The following is a 13903-nucleotide window of genomic DNA, read 5'->3' as shown; positions in this document are numbered from 1 at the left end:
CTACACATGACCCTAGGACTGGCAAATGTCTCAACTGTTACAGATTACAATTTTCCTTGGCGCCTCCCTACTGCTTGTTCCTTTACTCAAGCGTTTCGGGATCGCCACCGTATTAGGTTATCTGTTTACTGGTATTTTGCTCGGCCCCGATGTATTTAACATAGCAAGTGACCCTGAAGCTATTCAAGAACTGGCCGAATTTGGGGTGATTTTGTTGATGTTCTTGATTGGCTTAGAACTACGCCCGCAACGCTTGTGGAGTATGCGCAGCGCAATTTTTGGCATGGGCAGTTTACAAGTCGGTATTACCGGTATTGTACTTGCAGTGGTGAGTTTCTTTGCCTTACAGCAAGGTATTGCCGCGAGTGTAGTGATTGGTTTTGCATTAGCACTGTCGTCCACCGCTTTTGTTCTACAAATGCTGAGTGAAAAACAACAACTCAATACCACCTACGGGCAGCAATCATTTTCGATTTTGCTGTTTCAAGATATGGCGGCAATTCCCTTAATTGCTGTAATTCCACTATTGGCAGGCACAGAATCATCCCATCACGGCATCGCCTATTTTGCAGCGATAGTCGCCACCTTTAGTGGCTTGTTTTTGTTTAGCCGTTATCTGATGCGCCCATTCTTTCGCTTTGTGGCTAAAAGTGGCGCACATGAACTGATCACTGCCGTCGGCTTGTTCATTGTTTTGGCTGTGGTCGGTCTGATGGATGTACTTGGCATCAGTACCACACTGGGTGCTTTCCTCACAGGTGTGTTACTTGCGGACTCAGAATTCCGCCACGAACTAGAGGCCAGTATTGCGCCCTTTAAAGGCTTGCTACTCGGTCTATTTTTTATGACCGTTGGTATGACCACTGAATTATCTTTATTTATCGATATGCCTTGGTTGATTATTGGGGGGACGCTGGCTTTACTGCTCATCAAAATGATTTCACTGACTGCCATTGCCCGTTATTTGAAAAATTCATGGCGCAACAGTTTGTTGTTAGCAACATGTTTAGCACAAGGCGGTGAATTTGCTTTTGTCGTGCTGAACGTGGCAAAAAGTGAAAACGTGATTCAGCAAGCCATTTTGCAGCCCATAACCTTGATCGTGACCTTGTCGATGGTGCTAACGCCAATGCTCTATTGGCTCATGCAATCACAAATTCTGCCGCGTTTTAGCATTAAAACCGTACCTGAATACGATGAAATTCCAGATGAACATAATCCTGTTATCATCGCAGGATTTGGTCGTTTTGGTCAGATCATTGCCCGCGTCGCCCACTTACAGCACCTATCATTTACCGCAATCGACAGTAATCTTGATAAAGTCGATTTTGTACGAAACTATGGCGGACACCTATATTATGGCGATGCCACCCAGCCCGACATTTTACGTGCTGCCGGAATTGAACATGCCAAGATATTCGTACTTGCCATAGATGATATTGAAGATTCAATGAATGTGGCACGCCATATTCGTCTCAACTATCCGCAGTTAAAACTTTTGGTTCGTGCACGTGACCGTCATCAAGTACATCTGCTACGTGATTTAGGCATTGAACATATTTGGCGTGAAACCTATTTATCATCTTTAGGCATGGCCTATCACATGCTGTGTGATTTAGGGGTCAGTGAAGATGATGCCTATAAGAGTATTGAATTATTCCGTGATTACGATGACAAACTATTAGCCCAGCAACAACAGTTCTATACTGATGAACAGAAAATTTATGAAACCCATCGTAATGCGTTAGCAGAGCTTGAACATCTATTTGAAAGTGATGCATTGGCTCGTGAACAGCCAACAGGTGTAGATTTGCAGCGTGGCTTACACCGTCACCGAATTGACGTCACAAGAGATGATAATGAATGACTTGTGTTTTACAATATCGTCACCATTAATGCTGGGTTATGGAGAATTTTATGTCTGATTTACGCCAACGCTTTTTTATCGAAGATAGCCCTGTACGTGGTGAAGTGGTTCATCTTGAAGAAACCTTGAATACAATTTTTGCGCAACGTGACTATGCACCTGCGGTTCAAGTTCTTTTAGGTGAAATGCTTTGTGCAACTGCTTTATTGGCAAGTACCCTCAAAATTAAAGGTCGTATTAGCTTGCAAATCCAAGCTGCTGGTACATTTAAATGGGCGATGGCTGAATGTAATCACCTTGGTGAAGTACGTGCCCTTGCAGACTATGAAGAAGATCCTCATTTCCAAGCAGCAGATGACAGCAGTATTGTGCTGAAATCATTGGTAAACCCAGTTTTATTTATTAATATCGAACCTGAATTTGGTGAACGTTATCAAGGGATCGTTCCTTTAGATAAGCCAACACTCGCTGGCTGCCTAATGCAATATTACGATTTGTCTGCGCAGATTCCGACACGTATTGTCTTGGCATGTGACAACACATTAGCTGGCGGTTTATTAATTCAATTGTTACCTCGCAACAGTGAAGAAGAACAACGCCGTGTAGACGAAGACTTATGGCCTCGTCTTACCATGTTGACAGAAACACTAAAAGCGGAAGAATTGACTACCCTGCCAGCCAACGAAATTTTATACCGTTTGTACAATGAAGAAGAAGTTCGTCTGCCTGAAGTTGAAGCATTAAAATTTGGTTGTACTTGTTCGAAGGAGCGCTGTGCCACTGCGCTTGAACAAATTGGTGTCAGTGCTGTACGTGAAACCTTAGAACATCAGAATCCAATTGAAATGGATTGCCAATTCTGTAACACCAAGTACACCTTTACCGCCGAAGAAGCCTTATCTCTGTTTGGTGAACATCTAAGTTAATTCACCTACTCAGTCCAAATAAAAAACACCCTTCGGGGTGTTTTTTTTATTTCACATCTTTATGGACTACAGTGTCATCCATCTAGAAGTTGACCATACATATGCCATTTACTTAAATCATAAAGTGACGAACAGATCTTGATATCTAAATGTATTCTTGTAGAATCGCGCATGAAATTTAGCCACTAAAATCAATACATGCTGAATTTCAAAATTAAAAAAATAGCAAAAAAAATGGACAATAAAATGGATAAGAGAACGATCCCTCTACTTTTCAGTTTAGCACTCTCAAGCACAGTCTCTGTGCAAGCAGCAGATCTAGCTGGAAAATGGAAAACGATTGATGATAAAACGGGCTATGCCCGTGCCGAAGTGCTTATCAGTAAACTCAAAGATGGTAGCTATAGCGGAAAAATCACCAAAGTACATGCGATACCCAACCGCCCCGCAATCAGTCATTGTGAAAAATGCGAAGGTAAATTGAAAAATGCGCCTTTACTTGGTTTACCGATTTTATCGGGCTTCCAACTTAGTGGTAAAAAGGACAACGAATACATCAATGGTAAAGTCATCGACCCACTGTCAGGCCATACGTATCAAGGTAAAGGCCAGCTCAATGCACGTGGTAATGTCCTGACTCTCCGAGGCTACGTCGGGACAACGCTACTTGGACGCACAGTGTCATGGATACGAATTGAATAAGTATTAATTGCATTATTCAGGCTTTCATTGCCGTAACAACTTGAACTCCAGAGCAAGAAGCTACGGCAAACTTAAATCTAAACGCGGTAAATTCCGACTAAATTACTAGTGTGATTAAATTCATATTTTTATAGAAATTAAATAATTGATTAACACAATTGAGTGAAAAATAAATTAAATTTCTCATAGCATGAGTAGCAATTTTCAAATTATTCAGGCTATATTAATTCCATAATTTTTTTATGCCTTTATATTGTTAGGCATTTATTTATGGGGTACATCCGATGACATCTCACAAAATTTCCACTCTCCTCTTTGGCCTATGTACAACCTTAAGTTTGAGTACATTTGCGGCAGGTGATCCCTTAGTCGGTACATGGAAAACGATTGATGATCGGACAGGTTATTCATTGTCAGATGTAGTCATTCGTAAAGACAAAGACAATCACTATAGTGCAACCATTATCAATACCCGTAATATCCCTGGTGCAACCCACTACGATATCTGTTCTAAATGTAGTGGTCGACAAAAAAATCAGCCTCTGATCGGCCTAACCACCATGACAGGACTTACTGCTGATCCAAGCCAAGAAAATAGCTTTGTTGGTGGCGTCATACTCGACCCAAAATCAGGACAACATTATCATGCGCGCGCTCGTTTAATGAGTAATGGTAAGCATCTGGTGATCCATGGTCGCTTAGAAGGCTCATCGCTCGGAAGAAATGTCACTTGGGTCAAAAACTAAAATTGATTAAGCCTTCGTGTCTGAGGGCTTTTTTAGCAAAATAATTCGAGCAAAAACTCTATATTATTGCAATATTCAACCAAATAATGCCAATTAAATCACACCTATCAATTTGATTTAATATATTTTTATATATAAATTAGGCGACTTACTCTAAAAACATAAAACTGAATTTTCAGGGGATGAAATGAACAAAATCTATAAACAATTTTTAGTAGGCTTTGTATTTTCTGCTCTGTCAGCATTGTCAATTGCTGCTGAAAATGATCCCTTAGTCGGTAAATGGAAAACCGTTGATGATCGTACAGGCTATTCACGTGCAGATGTAGAAATTCGTAAAAAAGCGGATGGTACCTATGAAGGTGTTATTGTGACCACACGCAACGTACCGGGCACAGATAAAATGGTGATTTGCTCAAACTGCCCTGGTGAATTGAAGAATAAACCATTTATCGGCTTACCTTTTATATGGGACTTTAAACAAGACCCTAAGAATCCGCGTGAATACCAAAATGGTAAAGTACTCGACCCGATTGGCGGTAAGATTTACAAAGGTAAAGCACGACTCAGTACCACCGGTCGTCACTTAACCTTACGCGGATATGTTGGGGTTTCAGTCATTGGTCGTAGTGTGACTTGGATAAAATATTAATTTCAAACAATATTTTAAAAGGCCCCGTATCGGGGCTTTTTTGTTGTCATGTTTTGAAACAATAAGCTGCAAATATGGACTGTTGCAGTTTGATGAACCCTCTTATATTGATTAAAACATAATCAATATTTATACAGAGAGTATGCCTGACAATCACTATCAAACTCTCGGTGTAGCACGTGATGCTTCAGCCGATCAAATTAAGAAAGCCTATCGCAAACTGGCGCGGAAATACCATCCTGATGTCAGTAAAGAAGCGGATGCCGAAGCGCGGATGCAAGCCATTAATGTTGCCTATGACACACTTAGTGATACTGAAAAGAAAAAGCAGTATGACTTTGAGCTTGACCATCCACAGGGTTTCACTAGCAATGCGCAAGGCTTTGATCAATCACAATTTTACCGCCAAGCGGGATCACAGGGGCAAAGTGCTGATTTCAGTGGCTTTGAAGATATTTTTGGACGCTTTGGCCAAGGTTTTGGTGGCGCAGATTATCAATATCAACGTAATCAACGCCAAGCTCAGAGCTTTCGTGGTGAAGACCAACATGCCAGCTTAGAAGTTGATATTGATGTGGCCTATCATGGTGCGAATCAGACCATAACACTTCAAATTCCAAGTTTGAATGCCTATGGTGAGCCGGAAGTCCAGCGCAAAACCTTGGCTGTTAAAATTCCTGCGGGAATGAAATCGGGTCAACAGATTCGTTTAGCTGGACAAGGTCAAAGTGGTTACAACGGTGGCGCGTCTGGCGATTTATATATTGAAATCCTCTATAAGCACACTGAAAAACTTCGAGTTGAAGGTTCTGATATTTATCAACAATTGAATATTAGTCCCTGGGAAGCAGCACTTGGGCAAAAAATTGAAATTCAGACACCCGATGAAAAAACACTCGAGCTCCAAATTCCTAAAAATGCACGTGAGGGTCAGCAGCTACGATTAAAAGACAAAGGGATACCAAATAAAACACCTGGTCATCTTTACCTGATCTTAAATATAGTGATACCTCCTGCCCAAACTGAACAACAGCAACAAGCCTATAGCGCATTTGCTGAGGCCTTTCCGTCATTTAACCCAAGACAGTCTTAAGGAGAGCGTTATGACCACCATTCATTATCGTGAAATTGTCTGTGACGGTTGTAAACAGACTGAAATTGTAGATGAGAAAAAGAGTTTTGATCTACAGCACTTTGCCTCTGCCTGTGGGCAAAGCCCTGAATGGGTACTCCAACTACTCGAATATGATATTTTGCCTAGCCGTTCCGAAGAACGTATTCATCAATTTTTTGGTGATGATATTTCTAGAGCGCGGCGAGCGTACCGGCTACAACGCGACTTCGATGCCAGTTTCACTGCCGTCGCAATGATGTTGGACTTAATTGATGAAGTACAACAATTACGTCGCCAAGTAAAACATCAACAATTTCAAACACACTAAGAAATCACACGAACGCTCTGCATTGCAGGGCGTTCTTCTTTTTTTACCTGCAGAGAGAACTGTCGACCATCATGAAAACAAGAGATTGCAATAAAAAAGTCAAAAACATGTTTCCAGAGTTTCGAGAGTTAGTCACACAATTACGTGATGAAAACCCTCACTTCGCACGAATCTTCGAAGAACATGATGAATTAGATCGTGAGATTATTCAGCTTGAGCTTGATCCTGTGAATCATCACAACAGTGATATTGAGGGTATTAAGCGTAAAAAACTGAAATTAAAAGATGAAATTTATCGTTTACTCAAAAGTAGCGAAAATAATGATATACCTTAAATATTCATGCACTTGAAGGAGTTCCCAAAATGATGCATGTTTTGCGCGGCACAGGCAATTCTACATGACACGATAATATCAGTACTTACTGAGACTGTTGTCACGATGAATTCACTTGTGCTGCTTGCCAACCTTACTTAATAAGAACAAACATATAAAAGGAAGAATTCATGTCAATACGTCGTATCGTGTTTGGTTCATTGCTCTGTGTCAGTGGATTATTACAGGCAAATGATATTACTGGGGTATGGAAAACAATTGATGACCAAACGGGTTATTCTCGGGGTGATGTCACTGTCGTCAAAAATGCAGATGGAACTTATAGTGGGAAGCTAACGGCGATCCGACCGCTACCCTATAAGCCCTTAGTTGAAATTTGCGTAAAATGTAAAGGCAAGTTAAAAAACACACCTCTCGTCGGCTTAGAAATTATGCGTGGTTTTAAGCAAGACAGCAAAAACCCATTGGAATATAGCGGTGGCACCGTACTCGACCCGTTGTCAGGGAATGTCTATAAAGGTAAAGCCAAACTCAGTAGTACAGGTAAACGTTTATCCATGCGTGGCTATATTGGCGTATCTGCCCTTGGGCGAAGTACGACATGGATTCGCGCAGAATAAAAATGTATTAAGCACTCAATCAAGTCAGCAAGCTGACGAACAATTATTTTATTTTCGTCAGCTTTTCAATTTCTTTCATGGTTTTGACCGTGCCTTTCACTGTTCCCTTCACCGTCTGCTTAATGGGTTCATAGTCCATAAACCAAAATAAATTCATATGTTGATCGCCATGTTGCTGTGCCAACATATCAATCACGCTCTTTTCCCCACGCCCAACCAAATGTCGTCGATAGAAATAATACAGCAGCAATATTGTGGTGATGAGCATGATAGCCAACATCAACCAAAAGCCTGTCGGTGATTTTAAGCCTGGAATAAACTCAAAATTCATTCCATAAATACCTGTCAATAAAGTCAGTGGTGCAAATATGGCGGTAATAATCGCCAGAATCCGCATATTTTCATTGGTTTGGTTGGCCACTGCCGAAAAGTGTAAATCGATTGCAGCCTGAACTGCACTGCGTAAACGTGTGGTATGTTTTTGAATCCGTTCAATATGACTGGTCAAATCATCCACGCGTACCAACATAATGTCCTGCTTTTCACTACGTTTTTTACCCTTTAGATGCGGGTAATTATCGACAATTTCATCACGTAATTCTTGTAAAGTCTCGATCTGCTCTTCACACAGATTTTCGACCTGTTGAAAGGCCATATTTTCTTGTAGCAATTGATGCCACTTAGTAAAACGTCGATGTCCTTGCAATAGTTCTTGTTGCCAAAATTCTACACGACGCGTGAGTGGCACCCTTAAATCTAAATAACCATCTACCATATTGTTGAGTAATCGCAGCGCCAAATCGAGCGGTGTAGTAGCCAGCTTTCGCGGTTTATTTTGCTCATCTATCGGTCGGGTAATCAACGTTTCAATTCGCTGTAAATAACTCTCAATGGCTTTATTGCCTTTTTCGCGAATGGTAATTAAAACTTGCGGGGTCAGCATAAAACTAATCGGTGTTGTCGCTAAACCAAAAACTCGCTCATGCTTTTCTAGCGCTTGTTCACCAGCAACGATTTGATCATCTGGCGTAATCATTTTGCGAAAAATCAGCAGATCATAGTCATCTAAAGTATCAAAAGCACATGGATGTTCTAAATTTAAAATATCGCGTAAATGGTATTCATTGACGCGTAGTTGGCACTGTTGAAAAATTTCATTTTGCCAAGCTTCTGGTCGATTCACCACATCTTCACGGGTGCAATCAATCCAAATAAATTCTGGCTCTTGATCGGCTTGCTGTTCGCGCTGCGCTTGGTCTTGGACATAAATATGTGAAGCGGTCGGATGCTGAAAAAAATAGTAGCTTTGCATGACTCATTTTTTATTGTGTTTACATTTGCATAATGCCATAAAAAAAGCCCTCAAAAGAGGGCTTTTTTTTAGACTTTAAACATCACTCAAAGCATTAAGCTTGTTCGATGTCTTTCATAGTCAATTTAATACGGCCACGGTTATCAACGTCAGCAACCTGAACTTTGATTTCTTGACCTTCAGACAATACGTCTGAAACGTTCGCAATGCGTTCGTTAGAGATTTGAGAGATGTGAAGTAAACCATCAGTACCAGGAAGGATGTTTACAAACGCACCGAATTCTACAATACGAATTACTTTACCAGTGTAGATTGTACCTGGTTCGATTTCAGCAGTAAGCGCTTGGATTTTCGCAACAGCAGCAGAAGCAGCCGCTTTAGTTTCACCAAATACGCGAACTGTACCGTTATCTTCAATATCGATTGCAGCTTTAGTTTCTTCAGTAATAGCACGAATCGTCGCACCACCTTTACCGATTACATCACGGATTTTGTCCGGGTTGATGTTAATCACTTGGAATGTAGGCGCGTGCATAGAGATTTCAGGACGAGCGCGTGAAATCACTTGGTTCATTTCGTTCAGGATGTGCATACGACCAGCATACGCTTGGTTCAATGCAGACTCCATGATCTCTTCAGTAATACCTTCGATCTTGATGTCCATTTGAAGCGCAGTAATACCGTTTGCAGAACCTGCTACTTTAAAGTCCATGTCGCCAAGGTGATCTTCGTCACCCAAGATGTCAGAAAGCACTGCGAAACGCTCGCCTTCTTTCACTAGACCCATTGCGATACCCGCAACTGGTGCTTTAAGTGGAACACCTGCATCCATAAGTGATAGAGAAGCACCACATACAGAAGCCATTGAAGATGAACCGTTAGATTCAGTAATGTCAGATACAATGCGGATGACATACGGGAAGCGGTCAGCTGCAGGAAGAACAGCTTGAACACCACGACGTGCTAGACGACCGTGACCGATTTCACGACGTTTAGGACCAGATTCACGACCAGTTTCACCTACTGAGTATGCAGGGAAGTTGTAGTGAAGCATGAAGTTATCAGTTTTAGTACCAGCAAGGGTATCAACCATTAACGCATCACGAGTATTACCAAGTGTAGTCGTTACTAATGCTTGAGTTTCACCACGTGTGAACAATGCAGAACCGTGAGCACGGTCTAGAACGCCAACTTGTACGTCGATTGCACGAACAGTTTTTGTATCACGACCATCAATACGTGGTTTACCAGACAAGATGTTGTCACGAACTGTACGGTATTTAAGGTCTTCGAATAATTCGTTTACTTCGTCAGCAATACCAGTTTCGTCATTTTCAGGAACGAATTGAGCCAAAGCTTCTTCTTGAAGTGCATCAAGTGCTGCATAACGATCGTGCTTAACAGCGATTGTGTATGCTTCAGAAATTTTCGCTTCGAATGCTTCTTTTAATTTGCCAAGAAGTTCTTCGTTTTTAACGGGAGCAACCCAAGTTGACTCAACCGCACCAGCAGCTGCAGCAAATTCTTTGATCGCTTGGATCGCGATTTGCATTTCGTCATGACCGAACAATACAGCACCAAGCATTTGGTCTTCTGAAAGTTCTTTCGCTTCAGATTCAACCATCAATACAGCTGATTCTGTACCTGCAACAACAAGGTCAAGATCAGATTCTTTTAACTGTTCGTGGTTCGGGTTAAGGATGTATTCGCCATTGATCAAACCAACACGCGCGCCACCGATTGGACCACGGAAAGGCGTACCTGCAATCGATAACGCAGCAGATGTACCCAACATTGCAGCAATGTCAGCATCCATCGTTTTGTCAGAAGAAATAACAGTTGCTGTTACTTGGATTTCGTTGAAGTAACCTTCTGGGAACAATGGACGAATTGGACGGTCGATTAAGCGTGAAATTAAAGTTTCAGCTTCAGACGCACGGCCTTCACGTTTACCGTAACCACCTGGGATACGACCCGCTGCATATTGTTTTTCTTGATAGTTAACAGTCAATGGGAAGAAGTCTTGACCTGCTTTTGCTTTTGGTTGAGCAACAACAGCAACAAGGACTTGTACGCCGCCCATAGTAATCACAACTGTGTTTGCTTGACGTGCAACACGACCAGTTTCTAACACAACATTGTGCTGACCAAACTGGAATTCTTTACGAATAATATTAAACATCGACATGTTTTATTTTTCCTAGTTCTTTTGAACAATTATTCTAGTGGAGACCCCTAAGGTTTGGCATTCACAACATAGTTTTAAATGACAAAGCTTAGAAGCCGACCTCACCAGACAATTAATTACCCAAAAAGAGTAAAATTTGAATTTAAGACACAAAGAAGGAGCGAATCATCGCCCCTTCTCCATTATCCAGCCAAAGCTGGATAGACTTTAGTTTTCAGTAATACAGCACTTAGCATGCAATAATCCGAAAATAAAAGTTTAAATCGAATTAACGACGTAAACCTAAAGCAGCGATCAAAGCGCTGTAACGAGTAGCGTCTTTACCTTTAAGGTAGTCAAGAAGCTTACGACGTTGGTTAACCATACGGATAAGACCGCGACGGCTATGGTGGTCGTGTTTGTGCTCTTTGAAGTGACCTTGTAAATCATTGATTTGAGCAGTTAAAAGAGCTACTTGAACTTCTGGTGAACCAGTGTCGTTTTCAGCGCGAGCAAATTTAGCGATGATCTCTGCGCGATCTGCGTTAGTTAAAGCCATTCGATTTCTCCGAGATGCTTAAGGTTAAAATTTGATACGAATCAACTGATGAATCAGCTGACTGCCGTGCATCACTACAGCAAGTGCATTATAGTAAGGGAAAATGGGTCTGATTGCAAAAAGAGATGACCATCAGCACAGGGATTTTTAACTATAAATTTAGGCTCAGCGCTTGAGTCATTTATTCTGCACACCACATCAGCTTTTCTTATTGTTTTTTATATAAATATAATTCTAAGCTGAATTAAAAAATATATCGCTCCAAAGACTTTGCCATTTAATGGTGAATTCTTTTTACTCACTTAAACTCCATATCCACTCCTAATGGCTCAGGTTAAAAAAAAGCCCGAGCTAGGCTCGGGCTTTTTTGCGCTGTAGTTTCTTCTTTTTTAATTATTGTTTTATTATTTATTGTTTTATATGGCGCTTTTTCGCGTCCTTATGTTAAACATTCCATGTTTTAACTCACACTTCCTTATGTGGTAGATTTTGCCACAACTCCTTGAAGTTAAAAGTCGTATTTTACGTATCTATATGTAAGCCATTTCGTACAAAACTTAAACAGTATTAAACCAATGTTACATTGAGACATATCGTGATTTTCAGACATAAAAAAGCCCTGTAGTCTCTCCCAAAACTACAAGGCTTAGCGGCTGTAAGTTTCCTCTTTCCTTACTTCACTGTAAGTTCGCTGTCTTTTGACGTTATCATTATATTTATGCGATTTTACTCAACTGTCCGTGTTGAGTTCTTTTTGTGTGAAGTCATCTTCTCAAAAACAGTACAAAAGCTCCATGCGCAAATCTCTTGAATCAATGTAAGCATTTTCTTACAAAGACCGATACATTTTGCCTATACTTTATAAAGATAACTGATTGTTAATTTTTTCTAAAAGACCGCTACTCCGTGTTGTACGTTTGGTGAGCGCTTTTGCAAAAGCCTCTTTTGCAACCAAAAGGCTGACAACTTTTTTCGCACGGGTGATCCCCGTATAAATCAGCTCCTTACTCATCATAGCTGTGGCATGATTTTCTAGCACCACAGCTGTATGGGTAAATTCAGAACCTTGCGACTTATGAATGGTAAGTACGTAGGCAGTTTCAATATTTTTAGGTAACCGTGTCGCCATGACCCACTTATTTAAACTTGGAAAATAGACTTCAAATTGGGCTGAATTTTCTGATGGTCGTTGTAAACAAATGCCAATATCACCATTCGACAGACCGAGTTGATAATCGTTATAGGTCATCATCACAGGACGCCCCACATACCAGTCCCCTTGCTTTAATATCCCAAGTGCATCCAATACTCGCAGCTCAATTTGCTGATTAAGCTCATGTAAGCCCAACTTGCCAAATCGAATCGCAGATAAAATACGATAATGATCAAAATTTTGAATTACTTGCTTTAGCCATTGATCAAATTGATCTTTTTGCTGCGGTGCCTGCTTTAAAATCTCGACAAAGGGCTGAAAGCCATACATCAACTGATCATAGTACTTGCCCCATTGGATATTCTCTTGTGTATCTTCGGGTAAGTATTCCAATTGAATCACATCTGACATTTCGGCGCGCAGCGGCACAGGAACTAATGTACTTGGCTTAACCACATCGTGCTCAAATTGAGTCAGGACTTGTGTCGTGCTTTGCTGTTCAGCTTGCCTTTGAATAAAGGCTGCAAACTTACCAATGGCGGCATCTGAAACAAAACGGCGACTGTTTTTTAAATGAGTGCGATTTTCTGCTAAGGCATCAACATCTTGTAAATTTGCCAACACGGCACCCACATCCACAGAAGCCAATTGTTCCGCATCACCCAGTAATATGAGCTTGGCTTGATCTGGTACAGCAGCGAATAACATTTGCGCCAAACTTAAATCGAGCATTGAGGCTTCATCAACCACGATCACATCATAAGGTAAGCGCTGACGTTCATTAAAGCGAGGGATATAACGAGTGCCTAAACCGAGTAAGCGATGTAGGGTCACTGGCTTTAAGGTTTTCTTTAATATTGAATAGTGCTGTAATGCAGGATCTTTAAATGCTGCTTGCAAAGCTTCTTCCATACGCTGTGCAGCTTTCCCTGTTGGAGCTGCCATAGCAATACGTAGAGTTGGATTGGCTTCATTTAATACGGCAATAATACGTGCCAAGGTATAGGTTTTTCCTGTACCAGGCCCACCGGTAATAATATTTAAATGCTGCTGATACACCATATTCAGCGCTTGAACCTGAAACGTATCTGTTAATAAATCTTTCGCAATATCAGCAGCCAGTGCTTGAGTTGGCTGTTGTTTTAGCCGTTTTACTTGCACTGCCAAAGCATACTCAAGTGACCAATAACGATATAAATACAGGTATTGATCATCATAAACAAAAGGACTCGGTTGTTTCAAGGCGATACTTTCAGGCTGAGCCAAATGCTTTAAGCAACTGACTTGTGCAGTATTAATTTGAATACAACTGTCGCCATTTTCAATTGCTTGCATTAACTGTTGAATTAACTGCGTGGCTTGGGCTTGATCGCTAATATCCGATGCAAATTGCTGCAGTAAATAGGCGATCCAATCTGGCAT

The 13903-nt window shown here is 41.1% G+C and carries 13 protein-coding genes; 9 read left to right on the top strand and 4 right to left on the bottom strand.

Features of this window, described 5'->3' with window-relative positions:
* The first annotated feature begins 25 nt into the window (after positions 1-25).
* From FTV09_RS00700 to FTV09_RS00660, 9 genes are all read left to right on the top strand, one after another.
* Positions 26-1867, top strand: a complete 1842-nt coding sequence (locus FTV09_RS00700; protein ID WP_180056267.1) for a monovalent cation:proton antiporter-2 (CPA2) family protein — start codon at positions 26-28, stop codon at positions 1865-1867.
* A gap of 50 nt (positions 1868-1917) precedes the next feature.
* On the top strand, positions 1918-2793 hold the full coding sequence (gene hslO / locus FTV09_RS00695; protein WP_180056266.1) for an Hsp33 family molecular chaperone HslO: 876 nt from the start codon (positions 1918-1920) through the stop codon (positions 2791-2793).
* Between the two features lie 246 nt (positions 2794-3039).
* A complete protein-coding gene (locus FTV09_RS00690) occupies positions 3040-3495 on the top strand; it encodes a DUF2147 domain-containing protein (RefSeq protein WP_180056265.1) in 456 nt (151 codons plus the stop codon).
* Between the two features lie 284 nt (positions 3496-3779).
* Positions 3780-4241, top strand: coding sequence for a DUF2147 domain-containing protein (locus tag FTV09_RS00685; protein WP_180056264.1), 462 nt, complete (start codon positions 3780-3782; stop codon positions 4239-4241).
* A 187-nt stretch (positions 4242-4428) separates the two neighbouring features.
* Positions 4429-4893 (top strand): DUF2147 domain-containing protein, encoded by a 465-nt coding sequence (locus FTV09_RS00680; protein ID WP_180056263.1) that lies wholly within the window; start codon positions 4429-4431, stop codon positions 4891-4893.
* 142 nt (positions 4894-5035) lie between these two features.
* Complete coding sequence (locus tag FTV09_RS00675; protein WP_180056262.1) at positions 5036-5986, top strand: DnaJ C-terminal domain-containing protein; 951 nt, start codon at positions 5036-5038, stop codon at positions 5984-5986.
* Between the two features lie 10 nt (positions 5987-5996).
* Positions 5997-6335 carry a chaperone modulator CbpM gene (locus FTV09_RS00670; protein WP_180056261.1) on the top strand — a complete coding sequence of 113 codons (339 nt, stop codon included), beginning with the start codon at positions 5997-5999 and terminating at the stop codon, positions 6333-6335.
* 71 nt (positions 6336-6406) lie between these two features.
* Positions 6407-6670, top strand: coding sequence for a YdcH family protein (locus FTV09_RS00665; RefSeq protein ID WP_180056260.1), 264 nt, complete (start codon positions 6407-6409; stop codon positions 6668-6670).
* 170 nt (positions 6671-6840) lie between these two features.
* On the top strand, positions 6841-7290 hold the full coding sequence (locus tag FTV09_RS00660) for a DUF2147 domain-containing protein (protein ID WP_180056259.1): 450 nt from the start codon (positions 6841-6843) through the stop codon (positions 7288-7290).
* A gap of 43 nt (positions 7291-7333) precedes the next feature.
* On the opposite strand, the gene FTV09_RS00655 is transcribed toward FTV09_RS00660, so the two are convergent.
* From FTV09_RS00655 to recD, 4 genes are all read right to left on the bottom strand, one after another.
* Positions 7334-8602 (bottom strand): magnesium transporter CorA family protein, encoded by a 1269-nt coding sequence (locus tag FTV09_RS00655; protein WP_180056258.1) that lies wholly within the window; start codon positions 8600-8602, stop codon positions 7334-7336.
* Between the two features lie 94 nt (positions 8603-8696).
* Positions 8697-10784: a polyribonucleotide nucleotidyltransferase gene (gene pnp / locus FTV09_RS00650; RefSeq protein WP_171256641.1), complete on the bottom strand. Its 2088-nt coding sequence runs from the start codon at positions 10782-10784 to the stop codon at positions 8697-8699.
* Positions 10785-11058: 274 nt separating this feature from the next.
* On the bottom strand, positions 11059-11328 hold the full coding sequence (gene rpsO / locus FTV09_RS00645; protein WP_067761248.1) for a 30S ribosomal protein S15: 270 nt from the start codon (positions 11326-11328) through the stop codon (positions 11059-11061).
* Positions 11329-12187: 859 nt separating this feature from the next.
* Positions 12188-13903: an exodeoxyribonuclease V subunit alpha gene (recD, locus tag FTV09_RS00640; RefSeq protein WP_180056295.1), complete on the bottom strand. Its 1716-nt coding sequence runs from the start codon at positions 13901-13903 to the stop codon at positions 12188-12190.

The sequence above is a fragment of the Acinetobacter sp. YH12227 genome (assembly GCF_013417785.1).
GTDB classification, from domain to species: Bacteria; Pseudomonadota; Gammaproteobacteria; order Pseudomonadales; family Moraxellaceae; genus Acinetobacter; species Acinetobacter gandensis.
This window is presented reverse-complemented; position numbering and strand designations above follow the sequence as displayed.